This is a genomic window from Peribacillus sp. NPDC101480, assembly GCF_050277335.1.
Classification (GTDB): Bacteria; Bacillota; Bacilli; order Bacillales; family DSM-1321; genus Peribacillus.
The window spans coordinates 601827-626295 of record NZ_JBNNSB010000001.1; the positions used below are offsets into that span (position 1 = coordinate 601827).

26 protein-coding genes are annotated in these 24469 nt (G+C 42.1%); 21 read left to right on the top strand and 5 right to left on the bottom strand.

Going from position 1 to position 24469, the window contains the following annotated elements; translation table 11 throughout:
- The first annotated feature begins 71 nt into the window (after window positions 1-71).
- From ACQKMF_RS03070 to ACQKMF_RS03090, 5 genes are read left to right on the top strand one after another with little or no spacing between them, the layout of a single operon-like run.
- Window positions 72-1067 (top strand): ABC transporter substrate-binding protein, encoded by a 996-nt coding sequence (locus tag ACQKMF_RS03070; protein ID WP_427571734.1) that lies wholly within the window; start codon window positions 72-74, stop codon window positions 1065-1067.
- An 11-nt stretch (window positions 1068-1078) separates the two neighbouring features.
- Entirely contained in the window at window positions 1079-1363 is a 285-nt protein-coding gene (locus tag ACQKMF_RS03075; protein ID WP_034309193.1) for a thiamine-binding protein, read from the top strand.
- On the top strand, window positions 1360-2142 hold the full coding sequence (locus tag ACQKMF_RS03080) for an ABC transporter permease (RefSeq protein ID WP_402938933.1): 783 nt from the start codon (window positions 1360-1362) through the stop codon (window positions 2140-2142). Before ACQKMF_RS03075 ends, ACQKMF_RS03080 begins: the two co-directional genes overlap by 4 nt.
- A complete protein-coding gene (locus tag ACQKMF_RS03085; protein WP_427571736.1) occupies window positions 2126-2869 on the top strand; it encodes an ABC transporter ATP-binding protein in 744 nt (247 codons plus the stop codon). The genes ACQKMF_RS03080 and ACQKMF_RS03085 overlap by 17 nt, the downstream gene beginning before the upstream one ends.
- A gap of 18 nt (window positions 2870-2887) precedes the next feature.
- Complete coding sequence (locus ACQKMF_RS03090) at window positions 2888-3658, top strand: TatD family hydrolase (RefSeq protein WP_402938931.1); 771 nt, start codon at window positions 2888-2890, stop codon at window positions 3656-3658.
- 38 nt (window positions 3659-3696) lie between these two features.
- Here the strand turns inward: ACQKMF_RS03090 and ACQKMF_RS03095 are convergent, their stop codons facing one another.
- Window positions 3697-4497 (bottom strand): NAD kinase, encoded by an 801-nt coding sequence (locus ACQKMF_RS03095; protein ID WP_402938928.1) that lies wholly within the window; start codon window positions 4495-4497, stop codon window positions 3697-3699.
- A gap of 306 nt (window positions 4498-4803) precedes the next feature.
- Here ACQKMF_RS03095 and ACQKMF_RS03100 point away from each other — a divergent pair, with 306 nt between their 5' ends.
- The 9 genes from ACQKMF_RS03100 (at window position 4804) to tpx (ending at window position 13716) form a co-directional block, all read left to right on the top strand.
- Complete coding sequence (locus ACQKMF_RS03100) at window positions 4804-6471, top strand: sigma-54-dependent Fis family transcriptional regulator (RefSeq protein WP_402938925.1); 1668 nt, start codon at window positions 4804-4806, stop codon at window positions 6469-6471.
- 155 nt (window positions 6472-6626) lie between these two features.
- Window positions 6627-7601 (top strand): 2-keto-3-deoxygluconate permease, encoded by a 975-nt coding sequence (locus ACQKMF_RS03105; RefSeq protein ID WP_402938922.1) that lies wholly within the window; start codon window positions 6627-6629, stop codon window positions 7599-7601.
- Between the two features lie 28 nt (window positions 7602-7629).
- The gene (locus ACQKMF_RS03110) at window positions 7630-8922 is read left to right on the top strand and encodes a four-carbon acid sugar kinase family protein (RefSeq protein ID WP_402938919.1); all 1293 of its coding nucleotides are present in this window, start codon (window positions 7630-7632) and stop codon (window positions 8920-8922) included.
- A complete protein-coding gene (gene pdxA / locus ACQKMF_RS03115; protein ID WP_402938917.1) occupies window positions 8922-9917 on the top strand; it encodes a 4-hydroxythreonine-4-phosphate dehydrogenase PdxA in 996 nt (331 codons plus the stop codon). Before ACQKMF_RS03110 ends, pdxA begins: the two co-directional genes overlap by 1 nt.
- Window positions 9918-10193: 276 nt before the next feature.
- The gene (gene sppA, locus ACQKMF_RS03120; RefSeq protein ID WP_137018152.1) at window positions 10194-11195 is read left to right on the top strand and encodes a signal peptide peptidase SppA; all 1002 of its coding nucleotides are present in this window, start codon (window positions 10194-10196) and stop codon (window positions 11193-11195) included.
- A gap of 132 nt (window positions 11196-11327) precedes the next feature.
- Window positions 11328-11747, top strand: a complete 420-nt coding sequence (locus tag ACQKMF_RS03125) for an RDD family protein (RefSeq protein WP_402940135.1) — start codon at window positions 11328-11330, stop codon at window positions 11745-11747.
- A 100-nt stretch (window positions 11748-11847) separates the two neighbouring features.
- Window positions 11848-12540: a DUF2953 domain-containing protein gene (locus tag ACQKMF_RS03130; RefSeq protein ID WP_402938914.1), complete on the top strand. Its 693-nt coding sequence runs from the start codon at window positions 11848-11850 to the stop codon at window positions 12538-12540.
- 16 nt (window positions 12541-12556) lie between these two features.
- The gene (gene ytfJ, locus ACQKMF_RS03135; RefSeq protein WP_137018154.1) at window positions 12557-13039 is read left to right on the top strand and encodes a GerW family sporulation protein; all 483 of its coding nucleotides are present in this window, start codon (window positions 12557-12559) and stop codon (window positions 13037-13039) included.
- 176 nt (window positions 13040-13215) lie between these two features.
- The gene (tpx, locus tag ACQKMF_RS03140) at window positions 13216-13716 is read left to right on the top strand and encodes a thiol peroxidase (protein WP_101222931.1); all 501 of its coding nucleotides are present in this window, start codon (window positions 13216-13218) and stop codon (window positions 13714-13716) included.
- A gap of 206 nt (window positions 13717-13922) precedes the next feature.
- Here the strand turns inward: tpx and ACQKMF_RS03145 are convergent, their stop codons facing one another.
- Window positions 13923-14234, bottom strand: coding sequence for a hypothetical protein (locus ACQKMF_RS03145; RefSeq protein ID WP_101222930.1), 312 nt, complete (start codon window positions 14232-14234; stop codon window positions 13923-13925).
- A gap of 615 nt (window positions 14235-14849) precedes the next feature.
- On the opposite strand from ACQKMF_RS03145, the gene ACQKMF_RS03150 reads away from it, so the two are divergent.
- The 4 genes from ACQKMF_RS03150 (at window position 14850) to ACQKMF_RS03165 (ending at window position 18782) form a co-directional block, all read left to right on the top strand.
- Window positions 14850-15836, top strand: a complete 987-nt coding sequence (locus ACQKMF_RS03150; RefSeq protein WP_402938909.1) for a class I SAM-dependent methyltransferase — start codon at window positions 14850-14852, stop codon at window positions 15834-15836.
- A 177-nt stretch (window positions 15837-16013) separates the two neighbouring features.
- On the top strand, window positions 16014-17219 hold the full coding sequence (locus ACQKMF_RS03155) for an acetate kinase (protein WP_402938906.1): 1206 nt from the start codon (window positions 16014-16016) through the stop codon (window positions 17217-17219).
- A 211-nt stretch (window positions 17220-17430) separates the two neighbouring features.
- The gene (locus tag ACQKMF_RS03160) at window positions 17431-18273 is read left to right on the top strand and encodes an EcsC family protein (protein WP_101222927.1); all 843 of its coding nucleotides are present in this window, start codon (window positions 17431-17433) and stop codon (window positions 18271-18273) included.
- Window positions 18270-18782: a MogA/MoaB family molybdenum cofactor biosynthesis protein gene (locus ACQKMF_RS03165; RefSeq protein ID WP_402938903.1), complete on the top strand. Its 513-nt coding sequence runs from the start codon at window positions 18270-18272 to the stop codon at window positions 18780-18782. The genes ACQKMF_RS03160 and ACQKMF_RS03165 overlap by 4 nt, the downstream gene beginning before the upstream one ends.
- A 58-nt stretch (window positions 18783-18840) precedes the next feature.
- Here the strand turns inward: ACQKMF_RS03165 and ACQKMF_RS03170 are convergent, their stop codons facing one another.
- Window positions 18841-19155: a hypothetical protein gene (locus tag ACQKMF_RS03170; protein ID WP_101222925.1), complete on the bottom strand. Its 315-nt coding sequence runs from the start codon at window positions 19153-19155 to the stop codon at window positions 18841-18843.
- Window positions 19156-19368: 213 nt separating this feature from the next.
- On the opposite strand from ACQKMF_RS03170, the gene ACQKMF_RS03175 reads away from it, so the two are divergent.
- On the top strand, window positions 19369-20574 hold the full coding sequence (locus ACQKMF_RS03175) for an argininosuccinate synthase (protein WP_402938900.1): 1206 nt from the start codon (window positions 19369-19371) through the stop codon (window positions 20572-20574).
- Window positions 20571-21950 carry an argininosuccinate lyase gene (argH, locus tag ACQKMF_RS03180; RefSeq protein ID WP_101222923.1) on the top strand — a complete coding sequence of 460 codons (1380 nt, stop codon included), beginning with the start codon at window positions 20571-20573 and terminating at the stop codon, window positions 21948-21950. Before ACQKMF_RS03175 ends, argH begins: the two co-directional genes overlap by 4 nt.
- A 55-nt stretch (window positions 21951-22005) precedes the next feature.
- Here argH and ACQKMF_RS03185 read toward each other — a convergent pair whose 3' ends face one another.
- Window positions 22006-22440 carry a universal stress protein gene (locus tag ACQKMF_RS03185; protein ID WP_402940132.1) on the bottom strand — a complete coding sequence of 145 codons (435 nt, stop codon included), beginning with the start codon at window positions 22438-22440 and terminating at the stop codon, window positions 22006-22008.
- Window positions 22441-22661: 221 nt separating this feature from the next.
- Between ACQKMF_RS03185 and bamE the strand changes: the two genes are divergently transcribed.
- A complete protein-coding gene (gene bamE / locus ACQKMF_RS03190) occupies window positions 22662-23231 on the top strand; it encodes an outer membrane protein assembly factor BamE domain-containing protein (protein WP_101222922.1) in 570 nt (189 codons plus the stop codon).
- A gap of 81 nt (window positions 23232-23312) precedes the next feature.
- On the opposite strand, the gene ACQKMF_RS03195 is transcribed toward bamE, so the two are convergent.
- Window positions 23313-24410 carry a M24 family metallopeptidase gene (locus ACQKMF_RS03195; RefSeq protein ID WP_402938893.1) on the bottom strand — a complete coding sequence of 366 codons (1098 nt, stop codon included), beginning with the start codon at window positions 24408-24410 and terminating at the stop codon, window positions 23313-23315.
- Between the last annotated feature and the right edge of the window lie 59 nt (window positions 24411-24469).

Sequence of the window (24469 nt, forward strand, 5' to 3'; positions counted from 1 at the left end):
TTGAATAGACCCTGGAGCCCCATTATGGTTCCGGCATATGGATCTTATATGATGTGTAGGAGGATAATAACTTGAATAAATTCTTACCACTGTTAACTTCGTTGTTCCTTTTGGCTGGATGTGGTGCAGGCGGAATTAATGAAAAAGAAGAAGCATCTAAAAATGAAGAATTAAAAAAGGTATCGGTCGTGCTCGATTGGACACCGAATACAAACCATACAGGATTGTATGTTGCCAAGGAAAAAGGTTATTTTAAAGAGCAAGGTCTTGATGTGGAAATTATCATGCCAGGTGAAGCTGGAGCGGATAAGCTTGTCGCTTCAGGAAAATCTGAATTTGGCGTAAGCTACCAGGAGGGCATAACACAGGCCCGCGTGCAGGGCGTGCCAATTGTTTCGATTGCTGCAGTCATCCAGCATAATACCTCTGGATTCGCTTCCCCTGAGGCAAAGAACATTAAAACTCCCAAGGATTTTGAAGGGAAAACGTATGGTGGCTGGGGTTCTCCGGTTGAAAAGGCCATTATTGATTCACTCATGAAAAAAGAAAATTCGGATGTAAATAAAGTGGATATAGTCAATACAGGAGACATGGATTTTTTCACTTCGGTTAAAAGGGATATAGATTTTGCCTGGATTTATTATGGATGGACAGGTATTGAGGCTGAGTTGCGAAATGAAAAGCTTAATATGGTTTACTTAACCGAATACTCTGATAAGCTTGATTACTATACGCCTGTTTTGACTACAAATGAAAAGATGATAAAAGAAGATCCCGAAACTGTTAAAGCATTCGTTCATGCAGCATCAAAAGGGTACCAGTTTGCGATTAAGAATCCTGCTGATGCAGCAGACATGTTAATTAAGTCTGCGCCGGATCTTGATGCAAAACTAGTTAAGAAAAGCCAGGAGTGGCTTGCAGCCAAGTATCAGGATGATGCTCCGCGTTGGGGTGAACAAAAACTGGAAATCTGGAAGAATTACAGTGATTGGATGACTGAAAACAAGCTTCTTGAAGGTGATTTCGATCCTGAAAAGGCATTTACCAATGAATTTTTACCAAAATAGGAGGAAATACGATGGCCAATTCATTAATTAGTATACAAATTATTCCTAAAGGGGAAAATGTCATCCCTATGGTCGATGAAGCAATCAAGATCATTGAAGAATCTGGTGTCAAGTATGAGGTTCACCCCCTTGAAACGACAATGGAGGGCGAGCTTTCCGAACTTTTTGCCGTGATAGAAAAAATGAATGTAAGAATGATCGAAATAGGATCGCCGAATGTCATTTCCCAAGTGAAAATATTATATCAGCCAAGCGGGATTACGATGGATACGTTAACGGAGAAATATCGGGCATGATCGGAAGGGGAATTTGGAAGAAGGGGGCTCCCTTCTTTCTTTTATTATTGTTGCTGATAGTTTGGGAGTCAGTGACAGTCTTATTGAAGGTTGAAGAATGGCTGCTTCCCGCTCCATCGGCCATTTTCATTGAAGGAATTGAGTCGTCGCGCAATCTTTACGGACACCTTATATCGACAACCGAGCTTGCGTTGTCGGGTTTTTTTATTGGAAGCTGCATCGGCTTATTGGTTGCTGCAACCTTACACCTATTTCCAGGTGTGAAGGACGCGGTTTATCCTCTGCTCATACTATCACAAAATATACCTATCATAGTTTTGGCCCCGCTATTGGTGATCTGGTTTGGCTTTGGCATGCTGCCTAAGCTAATAGTGATTTCGCTCGTATGTTTTTTTCCGGTTGCGGTTGCATCATTGGACGGTTTTCGCCAGACACCATACGAACTTAAGCATTATTTCAAGATGATGGGAGCGGGGAAAAACCAGTTATTTTGGAAGCTGGAATTTCCTCACTCAATCCCGTTCATTTTCTCCGGCCTGAAAATTTCGGCCACCTATAGCGTAATGGGTGCGGTTATTTCAGAGTGGCTCGGGGCAAAATCGGGGATTGGTGTTTATATGACGCTCGCGTCCTCTGCGTTCAGGACAGACCGAGTGTTTGTTGCCATTTTCATCATTATGGGAATGAGCCTGGTCTTTTTTGGAATCATCACCTTCCTGGAGAAATACTTAGTTTCTTGGAAGAGAAAGGAGGGCGGCAAGGATGAAGCTGGAAATTAAAGATGTCTCCTATTCTTTCGATGGTAAACAGAATATATTGGAGAACATGAATTTTCGTGTGGATGATGGGGAATTTGTCACGATCCTTGGGCCATCGGGCAGCGGTAAAAGTACTTTGTTCCACTTGATCGGAGGTATTTTGAAGCCGGATCATGGCATCATTTCACTGGATGGTAAAAAGATAAATGGTTTAAAGGGCCATATCAGCTATATGCCGCAGCAGCCTTCCCTTTTACCTTGGAGAACGGTATTGGAAAATGTTTTGCTGGGAAGTGAACTTGCTGGGATCAGAGATAAAGAAAAGGCAAAAGCCCTATTGATGAAAGCTGGATTAGAAGAGTATGAGAAAGCATATCCGCATGAATTATCAGGAGGCATGAAGCAAAGGTCCGCATTCATCCGGAGTATCTTAAGTCCACAGGACTTGATGTGCCTGGACGAACCCTTTTCTGCCTTGGATGAACTGATAAGATTGCAAATGCAAAAATGGCTGTTGTCGGTTTGGGAGGAAAATCGGAGGTCGGTGCTTTTTGTTACGCATAGCATAGATGAAGCGGTTTTCCTATCCGATAGAATTTATGTGTTATCTGCAAAACCGGCTGCGGTCATCAAAGAAGTCAAAGTTCCGTTTCCAAGGCCAAGAAGTGAAGAACAGCTTCTTAGTGATGAATTTTTTCATTTGAAAAGAGAGTTATATGCAGCATTAATGCCAACTCTTTCTACTTAAGTAAGGAGGCTATTAAATTTGAGAATCATCGACAGCCATATCCATTTGGATAAATATGATGTTGTTAAGCGGAAGCAGATTCTGACTGACATGGAAAAGGTTCATTTGCAATCCTTGCTGACTGTTTCCATGAATTTGGCTTCTTCTATTAACAATTATCAGCTTTCACTGGAGGATTCCCGAGTTAAGCCAGCCTTTGGCTTTCATCCAGAGCAGCCCCTCCCGAGTGATGAAGAAGTGAACGAATTATTGAACTGGATGCGGGAACATCGTCAAGATATGGTTGCCATAGGTGAGGTTGGACTGCCCTATTATCTAAGGCAGGAAAATCCCGATATGGATAACTCAGCGTATATAGTGATATTGGAGAAGTTCCTGGCTTTTGCTAAAGAGATGGAAAAGCCGGTTATCCTTCATGCCGTCCATGAAGATGCACCTATCGTTTGCGACCTTTTGGATAAGCATCAAATCACAAAGGCGCACTTTCATTGGTTTAAAGGAGATATCCGCACAGTCGAAAGAATGGCCGAAAAGGGCTACCGCATTTCGATTACACCTGATGTTTGTTATGAGAGGGAAATACAGGAATTAGTTTCGGCATACCCACTTAAGCTGATGATGATTGAAACGGATGGCCCATGGCAGTTTGAAGGGGTTTTCGAAGGGAAATGGACCCATCCCGGCATGATGCATGACAGTGTGCGTCAAATTGCTTCGATTAAAGGATTGCCGATTGAGGATGTTTATGAAACCCTTTATCAAAATACGAAAGAATTTTATCATATTTAAAGGTACCGGCTATCATATCCGGTACCTTTTTAGTACGTTCAAAGGAAGGTCCTTTTAACCTTTTCCCAAAAGGAATTGTCTTTTAGCTTAACGGTCTTGATGACTTTACCGCTTAACCGGACCTTTACCTGTTCGACATGATTGATGCTTAAGGCTTCATTGTCCATTCCGATGATCGGATAGCTTGGTCCGTTTTGTTCAAGGTGGATGGTCAAAGTCCTATCACCGCTAAGAATGAATGAGGAGCCTAAGGTCCGATAGGTATTATTATTGATGGAAGCAAGCTCGCTCACTTGAAAGCAAGGGAGAAGGGGATCGACAACCGCCCCATTGACCGATTTATTATAGGCGGTGCTTCCGGTCGGAGTAGCAATGATGATTCCGTCCCCGCGAAAAGTTTCAAAATGGAGTCGATCAATGAAAATATCCATGATGAACGTTTTGGTGATGGAAGACCGGATACTGAGTTCATTAAGGGCATAAAAGGAGGGCTGATCGTCCAATTGGATATCGATGGCTGGATATTTACGCACCTCGATTTGCTCTCTAGTCATGGCATCGATCATTTTATCCGTATCTTCCAAGTGGAAATCGCAATACATATTCAAGTTACCTGTGGTGGAAATGCCAGCATATAAACAGTCATCCCTGAACCCGGTTTTACGGGCTGCCTGCAGGAATGTGCCGTCATCACCGATGCTTACGATGATGTTTGCTTTTGTGAAATCCTGGATGACTTCATACGAATGTTGCTTCGCCAAGTCTGACAAGTATTCAACCTTGCTAAGCATCTCTGCATTCGGTGCATGGAAAAAATAAATATTCCTTCGAGTGTTCATCATGATCCCTCCTAGTATGTATGTTTATGAAAGGGCTTTCTTTTCTTTTGAAAAAGTAAAACCGCAGTACAAAATGCAACTGTACATTTCGTACATTTTTATATGACATAGTTTATCATGGAATGAAGCACTTTTGTTAAAGCGGTAACGAAAAGAAAGAATGGTCCGCTCTTGCATGATTAACTAGGATCGTCTTTTTAGGAAGTGAAAAGAGAATAATGGTATAATGAATTCTCAGTAAGGGCTCTTTAAATCCCTGCCATACAAAGGGTAGGGTTCGGATATATAAGAAAGTAGGTTATGTGTATGAAAGTACATATCATTGCGCCGTATGAATCAATGATTCCAATTATAAAAGCGTGTTTGCCACTTTATCCAGACTTGGAAATAGGGTATTCCATAGGCGACTTGGAAAAGGGTGTTGAACTTGCAAAATTGGAAGAGGAAAACGGAGCGGATGCCATAATCAGCCGGGGAGGAACGGCCAAGTTAATTAAGAAATCGGTCAATATCCCAGTGATCGACATGAACCTTTCCGGTTATGATATGATCCGATCCCTGACATTGGCCAGTGAGCTTAAAGATAAAACGGCCATCGTAGGATTTTCAAATATAACATCAGGCGCCCAATCGATTATCGACTTATTGGACCTTCCTTTACAGGTTTATACGGTCCGTGAATCAAAAGATGTAGCTCCTCTCATCTTGACTTTGAAAAACGAAGGCTATAAACAGATTGTTGGTGATGTGATTACAATAAATACAACCATCTCTTATGGAATGAAAGGATTCCTCATTCAATCGGGAAAGGAATCAATCATAAGGGCCATCAATGATGCTAGGGAAATGATTACCTATCTTCAATACAAAAGCGACATCAATAGGATGTTTGAAAGGCTTTTAGTCAAAGAAGTCCATAATATCGTCATTTTAAATAGTGATAATCAAATCGTCTATGAGCATTTAACGGATTTTGACTCCAACCCATTGAGCGATGATCAATATAGAACCATGAATGGAGAAGTGAACGTAAGTAAGCAGCTTCATACCAGTTTTTCACAGGATGGCAGCAGTATAGAGGTAGACGGCTTTTGGCATGATGGTTTGTACTCGTCATATGGGGTTTATGTATTAGATGCGAGTCCTGTGAAACGATTCGATCAAAAAGGTGTACAGATCAAGGCAGCTTCCATCTCAGAACCGGTTGCCATGGATACCGTTCTGATAAATAATGTAACAGCACTCTATAAGAACCATGAAATCATTCACCTAAAAGGAAATCGAGGGACGGGTAAGGAGTTTCTTGTACATTATATACATAATGAACAAACTAAAAATGGAAAGCTACTTATAATTGATTTCAAAGAATTCAAGGAAGCTGAGCTTAACAAACTGCCTCTTGAGCATATCCGCACCATAACTCTGAAGAATATCGATTGTCTAAATGATTATGAACCATTAAGAGAATTTCTAAGCATTTGCTGCAGAAAAAGTCTAGCGATATTCATTGTATCAAATGGTCAAGTCAACGAAGCCATTGCTGGGCATTTTGCAATAAACACGATTCATATGCAGGATTTATCGCAACGAAAGAGCGATATAGGAAACTTAACGAAATTCTTTTTATCCTATTATCATCAAACGTATGGAACGACAGCTATGAATATAAAAAGTGATGCCCTTGCTCTTCTGGAAGAGTATTCGTATCCTAACAACATCGACGATTTAAAACAGTTAATTAAGCAAATAGCCTTAAATGAAAAAGAGTATGTGATACGAAAGGAAACCATTGAGAAAATAATAGAAGATAATAACATTCCGACTGATATCTTCGTTTCACAAAAAGCGACGCTAAAAGAAATGGAAAAGTATATCATTCAGCGAGTTCTGAAAGAGGAAAATTATAATCAAACGAAAACTGCCGAACGATTGGGGATCAACCGGGCAACATTATGGCGCAAACTTAAAGAATGACTTTAAGTTTGCTTTTTTTTTGATCGAAGTATTGCATTTTTAAACTATTTTTATTAAAGATAGTTTAATATTTTTATAAGTGTTGCTTTTATTAACATCATATTTTAATATAAATATTGTAAGCGCTTTAATAATAAAACAAAGGGGTTTTTATTATGAGAATTAAAGCAACGCTTGATCGTATCCCAGGGGGGATGATGGTTGTTCCGCTATTGCTGGCAGCCACTATCAATACATTATTTCCTAGTCTATTAAGGATTGGCGGTTTTACGGAAGAACTGTTCGTGAACAGTTCAAGTGCTTTGATAGCATTATTCCTCTTAATTGCCGGAACGCAAATCAATCTTCGTACAGCAGGCACTTCGGTGAAAAAGGGCGTTACACTTTTAACATATAAGTGGGTGTTAGGAGCACTGGTCGGCCTACTTGGATTCTGGCTGGCCGATAGTAACGGATTGTTTTTAGGAATGGCACCATTGGCAATTATTGCTGCCATGACAAATTCCAATGGCGGGCTTTATATTGCATTAGCCGGTCAGTATGGAAAGGAAGAAGACAAGGCCGCCTACCCATTTCTCGCTTTAAGTGACGGTCCATTCTTAACAATGGTAGCGCTTGCTATTTTCGGGACAATGGGCTTCGCTGATGGCATGTTCTCTCCAACTTCGTTCATTGCCGTATTGCTTCCGCTGCTAGTCGGGGTGGTATTAGGGAATTTAGATTCCGAGATGAAAGATTTTCTTTCTAAAGGAAGCGATAAGCTTGTTCCGTTCTTTGCTTTTTCATTAGGAATGGGGATTAATTTCACAGCGATAATCCAAGGTGGATTAAGTGGAGTATTGCTTGGTGTGATTACAGTTCTCCTAACTGGTGGAGGAGGGTATCTGATCTTTAAGTGGATAGGATGGAACCCGATTGTCGGTGCTTCTGAAGGCTCCACTGCGGGTAACGCCGTCGGGACTCCGGTGGCTATCGTGGCAGCGAATGCTTCATTCGGGATCCATGCGGAGCTTGCTACTGTACAAATTGCAGCAAGTGTCGTGACAACAGCTATTCTTCTCCCGATATTCATCGGCTTCCTATCCAAGCATTTGGATAAGAAGGGTGGAGTGGCTAAATACAATAATTAGGCTAGCCCATGCTTTGGAGGGGATTTAAATGAAATTAGCGATTATTGCGGATGATTTAACTGGCGCCAATGATAGCGGAGTCCAATTGGCTCGACATGGTCTTAAAACGACCGTACTATTTGGATTGGATGAAGAAAATGTACGGGATTATGATGCCGTCGTATTTGATACAGACAGCCGCTCACTTGAGAGGCAGGATGCTTATGATAAAGTCAAGGCAGCGGCAGGCTTTTTAAAGCGGGCTGGCTTCTCAACGATCTTCAAAAAGCTAGATTCGACAATGCGCGGAAATATCGGTGCTGAAATAGATGCCATCTATGATGCTGTAAGGCCGGATTTAGTCATGATCGCTCCGGGTTATCCTAAAAATGGAAGATCAATTCTGGGTTCTACCCACTATTTAAATGGTATTCCTCTTGGAGAAACAGAGATTTCCAAGGACCCAAAAACGCCTGTGACCCAATCTTATCTGCCAGAGTTGATTGGCGCCCAGACATCACATAAAATTGGTACAATTACAGTGAAGGATTTGGACAAAGGCAAAAACCATGTGAACAGTATGTTATTAGGTTTTGCAAAGGATTCGATAACGTATATCATCATCGATGCAACCGAAGAGCAGCATTTGAAAGACATATTGAATTATACAAAGGAAATGAATATTGACGTGGCATGGGCGGGGTCGGCAGGGATCGCCAATTACCTGCCTGACCATTATTCCATACCAAACAAGGAAAATCGATTGAAGATCCCTAATTCAAGCTCGCCGGTCCTTACAGTGATCGGAAGTGTAAATAAGAATTCACGGAAACAATTGAAAAAAATGTTGGAACAGACCCAGGTACATGCCATATCATTCGAGTCCCATAAAGCTGTAGGGGACGACCGGGAAAGAACTGAGGAAATCAGGAGAGTTTATCATGAGGCCATCCAAATGGCAGCACAAGGGCAGGATGTCGTCATTTATTCCACTGCAGAAAACGCGGATATTGAAAGGGCTTGGAAAACAGGCGAATCTAAAGGCCTTACTCATACACAGGTCAGTAACGAGATTGTGAAAGCGATTGGAACAGTATGTTCTGTCCTGTTAGAGAAACAATATTTTAAAGGTGTGACAATGACAGGCGGCGATACTGCCAAGCAAATATGCAATCTATGGGATGTAAAAGGTTTCGAATTGCTGGATGAACTGGAAATAGGGGTCCCGATCTCCAAATTCCTAGGTAATGACGCTATTCATGTCGTCACGAAAGCTGGAGGATTTGGTTCAGAGGACGTATTTATCCATGCGATGAATAAGTTGAAGGGGGAGAATGATTGATGAGACCCATTATCGGAATTACGATGGGAGATGCAGCGGGAATTGGCCCGGAAATTATCGTAAAAGCATTGTCTCACGTTGAGGTGTATCAACAGTGCAGGCCGCTTATTATCGGAGATGCGAAAATAATAGAAAAGGTAAAGCCTATCGTAGGCTTTGAGGGGATGGTTCATGCCATAAAAGATCCTGCAGAGGCGAAATATGAGTTCGGTTCGATAGATGTTCTGGATCTGGACATCCTACCTTTGGACCTTCCGTTTGGAGAGGTATCTGCCTTAGCGGGAGACGGCGCCTTTCAATACTTGGCAAAGGCCATCGACCTGGCAAAGGAGAAGAAAATTCATTCAATCTGTACAGCCCCACTGAATAAAGAAGCGCTCCACAAAGGTGGTCATATGTATCCGGGTCATACAGAGATTCTTGCTGACCTTACGGATACAAATGACTTTTCGATGATGCTGACCACTCCCAATTTAAAGGTCATCCATTTGACGACTCATATGGGGCTGATTGAAGCTATTGAAAGCATTAATCCTGAACGGACGTACAAAGTAATTAAGCTTGCACATGAAACGCTGACAAAGGCGGGCTTCCAAAACCCAAGCATCGCCGTTTGTGGTATAAACCCTCATGCAGGGGAAAATGGCTTATTTGGAAATGGTGAAGAAGAAGAGAAGTTAATGCCTGGAATAGAGAAGGCACAGGCTGAGGGAATCAATGTAAGCGGGCCGCTTCCTGCAGATACATTGTTCTTCCGGGCTGGCCGTGGGGATTTTGATATTGTCATTGCCTGTTATCATGATCAGGGACATGCCCCAATCAAGGTTATGGGAATTGAGGCTGGGGTCAATATTACTGTAGGGCTCAAGGGCGGCATAGTCCGAACTTCCGTAGATCATGGCACAGCCTTTGATATCGCTGGAAAGAACATCGCTGATGAAAAAAGCATGCTTGCGGCCATTCAGTCAGCAATTGAATTAGCACCAAAGCAATAAATAGAGAAGCTGCCAGGATGATCCCGGCAGCTTTTTAGTTGAGCTGATTTTCCCTTTACGTGATTTACTGCTCAGCTCAAAAATTGAAACTTGGGAAAATTAATATATTAATGGATATTGAAAAAACAAATGGAGATTGTCCAAAATGAACCAATTCATTTCCAATTTGAGGATTATTTGCTACAATTTTATATGTCTTGGTTTATCATGGAATGAAACATTTTCGTCTTTAGTTCGTATGGTAAGAAGGATACATATATTTAAGGGGGAAAACAGATGAATGGAAAGCGTTGGGCGGCACTTGGAATTGCAGCCGTTTTATTTTTTGTTTCTATTGCTGTAGGGACGGCTACGACTCTATTTACAGCGGATACGGAAAATATCATTGATGATTTATTTGCTTCTGAAAGTGCATTTTATGAGGAAGTCATAGAAGGCGATGATTTCTCTAATGTTATTGCCGTATTCGATGTAGAGGGCACGATTCAAGATACAGGAGAAGCCTCATTACTTAGTTCGGCAACATATAATCACCGTGCCTTCATGGATAAGCTGAAGATGGCTGAGGAAAATGACGATATCAAAGGAATCATCCTTCGGGTGAATTCTCCAGGCGGCGGTGTCGTCGAAAGTGCAGAGATATATGAAAAGATCCTTGATATCAAGAAAGTGAAAAAACCTGTTTATGTATCAATGGGGTCTATGGCAGCTTCAGGTGGGTATTATATTTCTGCACCAGCCGATAAGATTTATGCTAGTCCGGAAACGATGACGGGTTCACTTGGTGTCATCATGCAGGGGTATAATTACGAGAAGTTGGCCAAGAAGTATGGTGTTGAGTTCCAAACCATCAAAAGCGGACCACACAAAGATATTATGAGTCCGACCCGGGAAATGACTGGTGAAGAACGTGAAATACTCCAAGACATGATCGATAATTCTTATGACCAATTTGTAAAAATCATTGCAGATGGACGCGGTATGTCAGAGAAGGAAGTAAGGGAAATCGCAGATGGCCGCATTTATGATGGACGTCAGGCTAAAGAAAACCATCTAATCGATGATTTCGGCCATTTGGATGATGTAATTGCAGCGATGAAAACGGATATCGGTGAAAAGGATGCTCAAGTTATCCGTTATACAGATGAGGCAGGATTCGGTTCATTATTCAGTATGGGTGCGCAAAAAATGTTGGGAAATGATGTGGAAACGGCAGTCTTGACAAAAATCCTTTCCTCTTCAAATTCTCCACGCTTAATGTATTTGTATGCGGAATAGGGGGGCTGAAGGATGACGGAACGAAATGAAAATAATGAACAAATTGCTTCATCCAATCTAATGGCAGATCAAGAGGTTCCCGTTGAGCAGGGATTTACACCAGTCAGTAATGCCGTGGAGGATGACGGAGTAATGAAAGTGCATTTTGCCGGTTTTTGGATGAGGTTTTGGGCCTATTTAGCCGACCTATTGGTTATCGGAAGTTTGAACAGGATTTTGATTCATCCCATCTTCAAGTTTTATGAAGGGACAGATGATCTCTGGTTTTCCGCAGAGGGATTTTTAACGGGGGTCGTATTCTTCTTATACTTTGTTTTGATGACCAAATTCTTGAACCAAACTCTTGGTAAAATGATTTTTGGACTGAAAGTCGTTGCATTGAAGGAAGAGAAAAGAAACATTTCATGGGGCACGATTTTGTTCAGGGAGCTGATTGGCCGTTATATTTCAAAGATCACTTGGATCGGCTATCTCTTGGCAGGCCTATTACCGAAGAAACAGGCTTTGCATGATATCTTTGCAGACACGGGCGTTGTGTTGATCAGAAGATGATTTCTTCCAGTCATAAATCTGTAAGAGCGTGATTTTCGCTTTTACAGGTTTATTTTTTTTTGCATAAGCCAATAATGATAGGCTGAAGGGGTGTGGGTGCATGAAGTGGCTTTTGTTGATTATAGGTATCCTCATTTTGGTGTTGCTAATAGTTGTTTTCACAAAAGTAAGAGTGTCCATCGACTACAAACGTGTCCAAACGAATGACCTAATACATATTAAATTATCAGCTTGGTATGGGCTTTTTCACTATACAATCAAGGTTCCGGTCATCAAAATGGAAGATGACTCGACAACTGTAGTAGTAAACAAAGAGCAAGAAATGAACGGAAAAACAAAAAAGGAAGAAAAGAAAAAAATTACAGCCGAAGATATGCGTGACGGATTCGCAGACATTCTGGAGATGCTTCAGCATATAATCGGTTTCCATAAGATCGTCCGTCACTTCGCTGGGAAAGTCCAAGTCAAAAAATTCACTTGGCATAGTAAGGTCGGTACTAAAAACGCTGCACACACCGGTGTTTTAACTGGAGCATGCTGGGCACTCAAAGGTTCCATCATCGGTTTGCTGACAACCTATTTCAACTTCCGGATCATGCCCTCCTATTCCATTACACCCGACTTTCAGAGATGGCAGGCAAACACGTCGATTTCCTGCATATTACAATTTAGAATCGGGCAGGCTATGGTGACTGGAATAAAACTGCTTCGTTATTGGAAAGGCGGGAAGCCGCATTTCAAGTCGAGTAAATTAGCGAAGCTATCAGGTGATTCCAATAAACAATCGTTCTAGAGTGGAGGGAATTTAAATGTCAGATCATCCGATCCAAGGTTTAATGAAAGAAGCAATGGAAAATCTGAAAGAAATGGTCGATGTGAACACGATCATCGGAGATCCGGTGGAAACTCCGGATGGAAGTGTCATTTTAACCGTATCCAAAGTGGGATTTGGTTTTGCAGCCGGTGGCAGTGAATTTGTGATGGATGGAAACCATCAAGGACAGCAAGGTGGTTCCAAGCAGCCTTTTGGCGGCGGTAGCGGCGGCGGGGTTTCCATAACACCAATTGCCTTTTTGATTGTCGGTTCCCATGGGGTGAAAATGATCCATCTGGATGAAGGGACGCATCTTCTCGAAAAAATGATGGATTTAGCTCCTCAAGTCGTCGATAAGATTCAGTCCATGCTATCCAAGAAAGACAATAATCAAAAGCAGGGCAGTAATCAAAACCAAGGCGGCAGTCAACCAGCTGCAAAAAGGTACCAAGAACCTAAAATGGATATAGATTTCTAACTGCGACTCGGCATCCGCCGAGTTTTTATTTTTGCTGCAGTATATCATTACACATTCAAAAGCTTGGAAGTCATGTACAAGCGCCAATCACATTTCCCAATTCAATTAATTGCAAAATTCCGGCAAAACAAATATTATTATGCTTGTACATATAGCAGAAAAAGGAGGAATTTTTAATGGCTTCAGTTACATTTAAAAACAACCCGATCACTTTAGTGGGACCAGAACTAAAAGTTGGGGACAAAGCACCTGATTTTACAGTATTGGCTAATGACTTATCACCGGTTACTTTAAACGACTCCAAAGGTTCTGTCCGCATTATCAGCGTGGTGCCATCTGTGGATACAGGTGTTTGTGACGCACAGACACGTAAATTCAATGAAGAAGCGGCAAAATTGGATAATGTAAAAGTACTTACGATAAGTAACGATCTTCCTTTCGCGCAAAAACGCTGGTGTGCTGCAAGCGGATTGGACAATGTTCAAGTTCTTTCCGATCACCGTGACCTTTCATTCGGTGAAGCATATGGTGTCGTCATGCAAGAACTTCGTCTATTGGCTCGCTCTGTATTCGTAGTGAACAGCTCTGATGAAATCACTTATGTAGAATATGTAAGTGAAGGTACCAGCCATCCTAATTACGAAGGTGCAATCGAAGCGGCTAAAGCGGCAAAATAAGATGCAAATTTTAAAAAACCGGGCTCAATGTGCCCGGTTTTTTGTTTTAATGTTGATTTTCTTGTTGATAAACACCTTGTCGTTGAAGTGGACAGGTCCTTTTTAGGCTCTAATATTCATTTAAGTTGTGCTTATTATTAATTTCTGAGGTCGATCGATACAGTTCGTTTCTTTTGACGAGTTTCATTTATTATATGCTGGATCAGTTAAGGCTCGAAAGTCGGACCATTTTGTGGTAAAACAACCTTGCCAGACCACTCTTGACCATTAGGTGTTCCAACTTTTATGTCAATTTCATTAGGCCACGACGGCATTTGTCTTGGTCCTGGGAAAAACCCCTGTTGTTGCCCTGCTCGAAATCCTTCTCGATACCCTTGTCGATACCCTTGTCGAAATCCTTGTCGAAACCCTTGTTGAAACCCCTGTTGTTGCCTGTTTAATTCATCTGCTGACTGAATATCATGTTGCTGATTTATCGGATTAACCTGCCCATGATAGTTTTGATATTGATTATCCATATATAATCACCACCTCATGCATGGTATTCTGTTGGGGCATTCATTGAGCCTATCCAAGTAATAAAAAATACAGGGCAACAACACAATCCGTATTTGAGTTTTTAGACAAAAGAGTTTCTATCTGAATTTCAAAACAAAGTTGCTTGGAACGTAAGGTACGAGACTCCTGCGGGAAAAGCGCGTCCAGGGGAGACCCCGCAGTCGCAAGCCGAGGGCAGACCGCCCGCGGAAAGCGAGTGCCTGGAATGGAAATCAAGTCCACCAAAACATTTCATGGTTCGGGGTGTGACCATTCCTAGCCACTTTTTTAGACAAAAGAGTTTCTATCTGAATTTCAAAACAAAGTTGCTTGGAACGTAAGGTACGAGATTCCTGCGGGAAAAGCGTGTCTAGGGAGACCCCGCAGGCGCAAGCCGAGGAGGCTCCCCGACCGCCCGCGGAAAGCGAGTGCCTGAAGTGGAAATCAACGTCCGAATTTTACACCTTGTATTTAATAATTTCAAAGCAGAAAACAGTACGTTAAACAGACGAAGAATGATGAGCAGGACGTACGGCTTGTATCTCTTTCTTCTTACCATTAAAATAGGGACAGAAGCAAACAGGAGGAATTAATAAGTGAAGTCTACCCCAGTTGAACAATTATTTTATGAATTTGATGAAACAGCCCAAATATTGCAAAGTGAACTATCATGTACGTATCTGGATGCCCTGGGTGAAACGGGCGAGAATTTCTTCGAAGGGAAAGTCCTGCAGGAGGAAATCAGTGAAGTATCGAAAAAAAGGTTAGTGAAGCATTATGCTTCATTTTCACCAGGGAAATATGAAAAAGAAGCAATCCGAAAAGCGTACCAGCTTGCCATTTTAAAAGGCATGCAGCAGAGCGTTCAGCCGAATCATCATATGACTCCTGATGCAGTCGGCATGTTCGTCAGTTATTTAGTAGGTAAATTCACAAAGGATCAAAAAGAGATAGTCATGCTCGATCCAGCCATCGGAACGGGGAACTTACTATTTGCGATCTTGAATCAACTTACTGATAAAAACATCGCTTCATATGGTGTCGAGATTGATGAAACCTTGATCAGGCTTGCTTATGCAGGTGCCAACCTGCAAGAACACCCGCTGCAATTTTTCAACCAGGACAGCCTGGAGCCGCTTTTCATCGATCCTTCAGATGTTGTGGTCAGTGATTTGCCGATTGGTTATTATCCGAATGATGTGCGTGCAGCTGAATATGAATTGAAGGCCGATAAGGGACATTCGTATGCCCACCATTTGTTTATTGAACAAGGTGTTAAACACGCGAAGGAAGGCGGACATCTATTCTTCATTGTCCCGAATAACCTGTTCGTCTCGGAGGAAGCGCCGAAACTCAATGATTTCCTGAAGAAGCATACACATATTCAAGGGATGGTGCAATTGCCGCTTTCCATGTTTAAGAGTGAAGCGGCTGCGAAAAGCATCCTGATTCTTCAAAAGAAAAAAGAGGGTATCGAAGCACCGAAGAAGGCATTGCTCGTACAGCTTCCGAAGTTGTCGGATTTCGAAGCGACCAGGTCTGTCATGCAACAGATGGACGATTGGTTTAAAGAGGAAAAATAGTCAATGAAAGCTGATGCCCCGGGCATTGGCTTTCATTTTTTTATTTGAGAGTGATTATTTGCAATTGTTCATTAATATTTGGTTGAACCTGCTTGTCATGATAAGATTGTTCAATACACTGCACGTTTCGTTGAGATAACATTGGAAGAACTAGCTTAGAGAAAAGGAGCAGGATGGATGTCAAAAATCATGGCTATTAATGCGGGCAGCTCTTCATTGAAGTTTCAGCTTTTTGAGATGCCTTGTGAAAAAGTAATTACAAAAGGTCTTGTAGAAAGAATCGGCTTGAAAAATTCCGCATTTACTTTAAGCGTCGAAGGCGACAAGGTTTCTGAAACGCTTGATATACCCAATCATGAAGTGGCTGTAGGGCTTTTATTGGAAAAGCTGATTGACCATCGCATCATTGACTCCTTTGAAGAGATAGATGGCGTAGGGCATCGGGTGGTGCATGGCGGTGAGGTATTCAGCGAATCGGTCTTGATTACGGAGGACGTAATAGAGGAAATCGAAAAGCTTTCCGAGTTGGCGCCCCTTCATAATCCCGCCAATATCACCGGGATCAAAGCCTTCAGGCAAGCACTGGATGATGTGCCAGCGGTTGCGGTATTCGACACTGCCTTCCATCAAACGATGGCAGAAGGTTCCTATTTGTACAGCTTGCCTCTTGAATATTATGAAAAATACGGAATAAGAAAGTATGGGTTTCATGGTACTTCACATAAATATGTATCACAGCGTGCTGCCGTAATGATTGGCCGCCCAATTGAACAGCTTCGATTGATATCGTGCCATTTAGGGAATGGTGCAAGCATCACGGCCATAAAGGGCGGCAAATCAATTGATACATCAATGGGATTTACACCATTGGCCGGTGTTACTATGGGAACGCGTTCAGGGAACATCGACCCTGCATTGATTCCTTATATCATGGAGAAGACGGGTAAAACAGTAGATGAAGTTCTGGATGTCCTGAATAAGAAAAGCGGCCTGCTGGCCCTTTCCGGTTTTTCCAGCGACCTGCGCGATATTCAAGTTGAAGCGGATGAAGGCAATGAGCGGGCTGAACTCGCACTTAAAGTATTCGCAGACCGAATTCACAAGTACATTGGCTCCTATTCAGCTAAAATGGGAGGTGTGGATGGCATCATTTTTACAGCGGGCATCGGTGAAAACAGTCAAACCATTAGGGGCCGAATCTTGGAGGGACTTGAATTCATGGGAGTTTATTGGGATAAGGATCTCAATCGCACCTCGGGTAAGGAAGCGTTCATCAATGCACCCTATTCCCCTGTAAAAGTCATGGTCATCCCCACTAATGAAGAAATCATGATTGTCAGGGATACGATGAAGATAGCCTTGAGCGAAACTTGGAAAACATGACTTCCTGTTTTTTTATAATGATCCCTTATTCCACTGGTAAGGGGTCTTTCCCATGAAATTCCCTCCTCAAAGTCCGACTCCTCATGGAGTTTATGTCCATGCAGCCCATCCCCATTCACACTGGATTCCTATCATCCGTTCTCTGAAAAGCTTCCCTCTATGGTATACTTAAGGGAGAATCCACCAATTCTGTACATAGGAGGCTTGATGCATGGAATTCACGAACCGGGAAATGAAAATTTGGAATGAAATTAGTGAATGGCAGGAAAAACTTTATCAATATGAGCCCACGGACCTTGCTGCACTGTATGATAAATGGTTGGAGCAGGGGTTTGCCCTGCTTCCTGAAAACGTCCAACAACAGTTTTTTGAAAAGCTGGATACCTGGCTTTTTCATTTACATGCCATGGTTCAGAGCTCACAAGTTCAAATAGATGCAAGAGAGCGGATTTTAGCATCTGCGCGCGTGTTTAATGAAGAAATCGAAACGTTGAGTGATTTGAATCACTTATCGATCGATCAGTTGAATTACATAGCCAATCAGCATATCGCTAAGCATCGCTTATATTCATTTGCACAGGGCGGGATGAGCGGATCAGGAGGCCTCCTTCTGCTAGGGAGCGATATTCCAGCCATGACGGTCATCAATGTCAGGATCGTACAGCTAATTGCGATGTCTTATGGTGTTGAGGTGAATACGCCGTTTGAAATGATGTTGGCCCTTAAGGTATTCAATGCAGGAGCGATGCCAAAGAGGCTCCAAGGAATAGCGTGGGAAGAATTGATCCGCGAGGTCCAGACCGCAGAAGATGACTATTTTTATTTAGGAATTGAAGAACTGACAAACCCTACCTGGATGGAACAGCCTCTGAAGCAGCTGTTGAAAGCATTATCCATTACTGTTTTTCGAAAAAAATTGGTTCGTGGCATACCGTTCATCAGTATGGCCATCGGGGCTGGATCCAATTATCAAATGACCCGGAGTGTCAGTGAATTTGCCCAGAAGTTCTATCAATATCGTTATTTACTGGATAAGAAGGCTGATGAAGAATGAGTGTCAAGAATCATAAAAAAGCCATCACGGAGGCAGTTCGCTGCATGGTGATAACCGTCAGTGATACACGTAATGAAGAAAGCGATAAAAGCGGAGCACTGATGATGGATTTGCTGAATTCGAATGGTCATGAAGTGAATGAATATGTAATCGTTAAAGATGAGCGGGAAGCGATTCAGGATGCGGTCACTTCTGGTAGCAAAAGCAGCAAGGTCGATGTCATATTAACAAATGGGGGCACTGGCATCGCCAATAGGGATGTAACGATCGAGGCGGTCAAAGAGTTGATGACCAAGGAAATTCCCGGTTTTGGCGAGATTTTTCGAATGCTTAGTTATCAAGAGGATATCGGGTCTGCCGCCATTTTATCCAGGGCGATTGCCGGAGTCGTGAACAATAAAGCCGTTTTTTCCACCCCAGGCTCATCAGGGGCGGTTCGGCTTGCGATGAATAAATTGATTCTTCCGGAATTGGGACATGTCGTTGGTGAACTTCGCAAGGATTTATAAGAGGATGCAAAAAAAGCCACAGTTTTAAACTGTGGCTTTTTTTTGCATGGAATAGGCCTTAATTATGCATCTTTTCACTTACGACTTGATTGGCACGATACCATAGCCATAAATCATTGATGATGGAAGCAAGTTCCGCAATTTCGGAATTGAGCTGGCATGATTTAGCGAAATTACTCTCATCGGAGAGCCGAAACTGCTTTCGGTTAATGGTGGATTCAAGTTCCTTGATGCGGTCCGGGATGCTTCCCCGGATATTCTCCCAGTGTACGAGTATTTGCTGTTGCTCGCCTTTTGTATATTCATCCCACTCCAGATTCAAATCGGGAATTGAGATGCCAAGCCGTTCATCAAAGGTAAATAGTTCTTTCATATGCCCTCCGCTTTTCGATTTATCATACTCCTAGTTTACTATATTCCCGCGGAAGCATCCAATGTGTAAATTCACTAAAATTATTAGCGGATTATTTAGCAAAATCTTTAAAATACCCCTTGTATTCCTTTAATAAAGATGATAAAGTACTAATCATAGATTGAATAAAAATAACAAACGATGAATTTTTATTCACATGAAAGGACGATGGAAATGGAAAATCAAAAAGTTGTTTTAGCATATTCCGGAGGTTTGGATACTTCCGTTGCAATTAAATGGTTACAAGATCAAGGATACGAAGTTGTGGCATGCTGTTTGGATGTCGGTGAAGGAAAAGATTTGGACTTCATTAAAGAAAAAGCGATCACTGTTGGTGCGGTAAGTTCCTATGTCATTGATGCGAAGGACGAATTCGCTGATGAATTCGCATTGATGGCTCTTCAGGCACATACTTTGTATGAAGGGAAATATCCATTGGTATCAGCTTTATCACGTCCGCTGATCGCAAAGAAATTAGTGGAAGTGGCTGAAGCGGAAAACGCGGTAGCTGTTGCGCACGGTTGTACGGGCAAAGGAAATGACCAAGTGCGTTTCGAAGTATCCATCTCCGCCTTGAACCCTAATTTGCAAGTTCTTGCACCTGTTCGTGACTGGAAATGGTCTCGTGAAGAGGAGATTGAATATGCAGCGAAAAATGGCATTCCCGTTCCGATTGGCATGGCGAGTCCGTTCTCGATTGACCAAAACCTTTGGGGAAGAAGTAACGAGTGTGGAATCCTGGAAGATCCTTGGGCTGCTCCGCCCGAAGAAGCATATGATTTGACTACAAGCCTTGAATGTACGCCAGATACTGCCGATATCATTGAAATTGGTTTTGAACAGGGTGTGCCGGTTACATTGAATGATAAAAACTATAAACTGGCTGACCTGATTGTCGAGTTGAATCAAATTGCCGGCAAACACGGAGTTGGGCGTATCGATCACGTTGAAAATAGATTAGTAGGAATCAAATCACGTGAAGTCTATGAAGCTCCCGGTGCGATGACATTGATAGCTGCACATAAAGAACTTGAAGATATCACGCTTGTAAAAGAATTGGCTCACTTCAAGCCAGTGATTGAGAAGAAAATGACTGAATTGATTTATGAAGGACTTTGGTTCTCTCCGCTTCAAAAGGCTTTGGCTGCATTCCTGAAAGAAACACAAGTGAATGTAACGGGTACGGTCCGTGTCAAACTATTCAAAGGTCATGCGATTGTTGAAGGAAGAAAATCCGAGTACTCCCTATATGACGAAAAATTGGCTACCTATACAAAAGCGGATGAATTCGATCATGATGCAGCAGTTGGATTCATTAAGTTATGGGGTCTTCCAACGAAAGTGAACAGCATGGTCAATAACAAGAAGGTGACAGTGTGAGCAGCAAGCTTTGGGGAGGAAGATTCACGAAATCTGCCGAAGAATGGGTAGATGAGTTTGGAGCTTCCATTTCCTTTGACCAGGAACTTGTCCTTGAAGATATTCAAGGCAGTTTAGCTCATGTAACCATGTTAAAGCAATGCAGCATTTTACCTGAGGAAGATGCGGATCAGATCATTGCAGGTCTGAAAAGTTTACAGGAAAAGGCTGAGAAGGGTGAATTGACTTTTAAGGTTGAGATGGAAGATATCCATCTTAACCTGGAAAGTATGCTAATAAGCGAAATCGGTCCAGTTGGCGGAAAGCTTCATACAGGAAGAAGCCGTAATGACCAAGTTGCAACCGACCTTCATCTATATATGCGGAACCAAACGAAAGTGATCCTGGAACTCATCAATGATTTGCAAGTAGCGATTTTGGGACAATCCAAGAAAAATGTGGAAACGTTAATTCCAGGTTATACACATTTACAGCGTGCACAGCCCATTTCATTTGCGCATCACTTAATGGCTTATTTTTGGATGCTTGAGCGTGATAAGCAGCGCTTCACCGAGAGTTTCAAAAGGATCAATATTTCTCCATTGGGTGCTGGGGCATTAGCTGGGACGACTTTCCCGATTGACCGTGCACTCAGTGCGGAGCTATTGGGGTTTGAGGGGATTTACGAAAACAGCCTTGATGCGGTAAGTGATCGTGATTTTGCGATTGAATTCATGAGTAACAGTGCAACAATGATGATGCATTTATCCCGTTTCAGCGAAGAAATCATTCTCTGGTCAAGCCAGGAATTCCAATTCATTGAATTGGATGATGCGTTTTCCACGGGAAGCAGCATTATGCCGCAAAAGAAAAATCCTGATATGGCGGAATTGATCCGTGGTAAAACAGGACGGGTTTATGGGAACCTAACGGGGTTATTGACTGTTTTGAAAGGACTGCCGCTTGCTTATAACAAAGATATGCAAGAAGATAAAGAAGGCGTTTTTGATACGGTTAAGACCATTGTTGGTTCACTTAAAATATTTGCCGGCATGATTTCAACGATGAAAGTGAAAACGGACGTAATGGAAAAAGCAACAAAAAATGACTTCTCGAATGCGACGGAATTAGCTGATTACCTAGCTTCAAAGGGAATGCCTTTCCGTAAGGCGCACGAAGTGGTCGGGAAGCTTGTATTGTTCTGTGTCCAGAATGGCTGCTATTTAGTGGACCTAAGCATTGAACAATTCCAGGAAGCTTCCGATTTGTTTGAACATGATATTTATGATGCATTAAATCCTTATGAAGCCGTTAAACGCCGTAACAGTGCGGGCGGTACAGGTTTTGCCCAAGTCTTGCTGGCGATTGAAAAAGCGGAAAAACTGGTAAGTGAATAACAAGGAAAAGCTCGTTCACCAATTTGGCGAACGAGCTTTTTATCATTTTCTCTTATTAATTCGCACGCACGACCATAACATCACAGTTTGAATGGCGAACGATGCCTTCCGACACGCTGCCGATAAGGAAACGTTCGACTGCATTAAGGCCCGTTGCACCGCAAACAATTAAATCGATCGAATGCTTTTTCGCTAAATCCCTTGGAATTTGAACTTTAGGAGAACCATATGCAACTTCTGTTTGGACCTTTGTAATCCCAGAAGCAATGGCTTCCGTTTTATACTTGTCCAATAACTCATTGGCAAAGGTTTCAGAGTGATCACGGATAGTCATATCATAAGCTTCGACAGTAGGGAAATTCCTTGTATCCACGATGTGTGTGAGCACAAGGGTAGCGTCACTGAGTTTTGCTAAGTAGATTGCCTTTTTTAGAGCCCACTCTGCTTCTTCCGAGCCGTCCACTGCAACAAGAATATTTTTATAATCTATACTATTCAAGTGAATCTCCTCCTTCTATTTAAATCCTATTATACTATGATTTACCTAATGGATCTGATTTCAATTGTAACAAATTAGCGAATGTTTATGCCAATAATCTGGAAATTGAAAAATGGAACAATATGTTTCCAACTCTTATGATGTAAGGAATCATTGCAGGAACCCATTTGTTTATTTATGGTAATCTTTAATGTGAAAGGGGAGTTTTTTCTTTGAGTGTTTCAAAAATAGTAAACTATGCATTATATTCATTCGTGCTTTTGTATGCTTTGATCTATTTCATTTATATTTTTTTCATCAATGCTGCACATGCTTCTATCAGTTTAATGAGTATATCAGCACTGCTGCTTCCATTTATTCTATTACTATTTTTTCAATGGATTTCATGGAAATATACCGACCGGCATAATAAAAGGAAACTCAAAATTAGATTTATAGTCATTACATGCCTTGGCTTTGCCCTTCTATTTTTTTGTGTGGTTCTGTTGGGGGTGTATGAATATGAATCAAGCTTCACCGCTGAAAGATGGCTAAATGATGATGAAGGAAGAGTATACCTGGTAGAAGATTTAATGAATGAACACGAATTGATAGGCATGACAAAAGAAGAAGTGTTTACGCTTTTAGGGTCTCCAACAGAAACGGAATATTTTAAAGAGGAAGATAATGTTGTTTATTATCTCGGTGCCGAAAGGGGAATCATAAGAATTGATAGTGAATGGCTGGTCATTTGGTTTGACGGCAGTGATAAAGCAATGAAGTATGAACTGCGGACCGATTAGTTGAAATGTTGAATAAATACCCCCGTCTTAAATGAAGGCGGGGGTATCCGGTTTTTGTTATATTAATTGGTTAATGCATTATCATTTTATGATTTGCAGGCTCTTCGGGAATTTGGTCAAAACCTCACAGCCAGTATCCGTGATCAATAGATCATCTTCAATCCTTACGCCTGCAACATTTGGAACATATATGCCAGGTTCGATGGTATAAACCATTCCGGATTGAAGCTCGAGGGAATTCGTTTCAGTCAAGGATGGATACTCATGGACGCTGATCCCAAGCCCGTGGCCGAGTCTGTGCGGGAAGAATTCACCGTATCCCTTTTTGCTGATGATGTTTCTGGCCGTCAGGTCTATCTCGGAACAGGATACACCAGGTTTACTGGCTCTAACGGCAGCTTCTTGTGCTTTAAGTACAGTTTCATATATTTCTGCCTGTTTATCATTGATATCTCCGTAAGCGACCGTTCTAGTGATGTCAGAGCAGTACCCTTCATGAACGACGCCAAGGTCAAAGAGGACGAGGTCGCCGCGCTGAACCTTCGTATTCCCAGGTGTGCCATGTGGGGAAGCGCCATTTTTACCAGTCAGGACCATGGTGGAGAAAGACATTTGGCTGACTCCGGCTTTTTTCAATTCGTATTCTATCGCTGCAAGGATTTCCATTTCCGTTTTACCTTCATGAATTTCGCTGACACCCACTTCAATCGCAAAGTCGGCAAGACGGCATGCTTCACGGATTTTGACCATTTCATCTTCCGACTTGATCATTCGCATCCTTTGAAGTTTTTCTTCTGCGGAAACGAGCTTTGGGGCTCCGAAGTGTTGTTGGACCTTTTCATAACGTTCTACATTCATATGCTCTTTTTCAATAGCCATTTTATTAATGGATAACCCGCGATTCTCCACTGCTTGCTTAACTTTTTCCCATGGATCTTCAATGTCGGTGTAACCGATGATATCTCCAGCCCATCCAGCCTGTTTAGCATCCGGAACTTCCATCTTCGGGCAGACAAGGAATGGGTCGGCATTTGCAAAAATGGCAAGTGCCAGCAGTCTTTCGTGAGGATCACTAAAAAAACCGCTCAAATAGAAGATGCTCTCTGTAGATGTAAGTAAAGCGGCTTCAGTCTCATTGGCCTGTAGCCAATTTTGTAGTTCTGTCAAACGTTCATTCATGACGATACCTCCATTAATAAGATATAATTACCATAGCAATATTTAAAAGTATAGTAAAT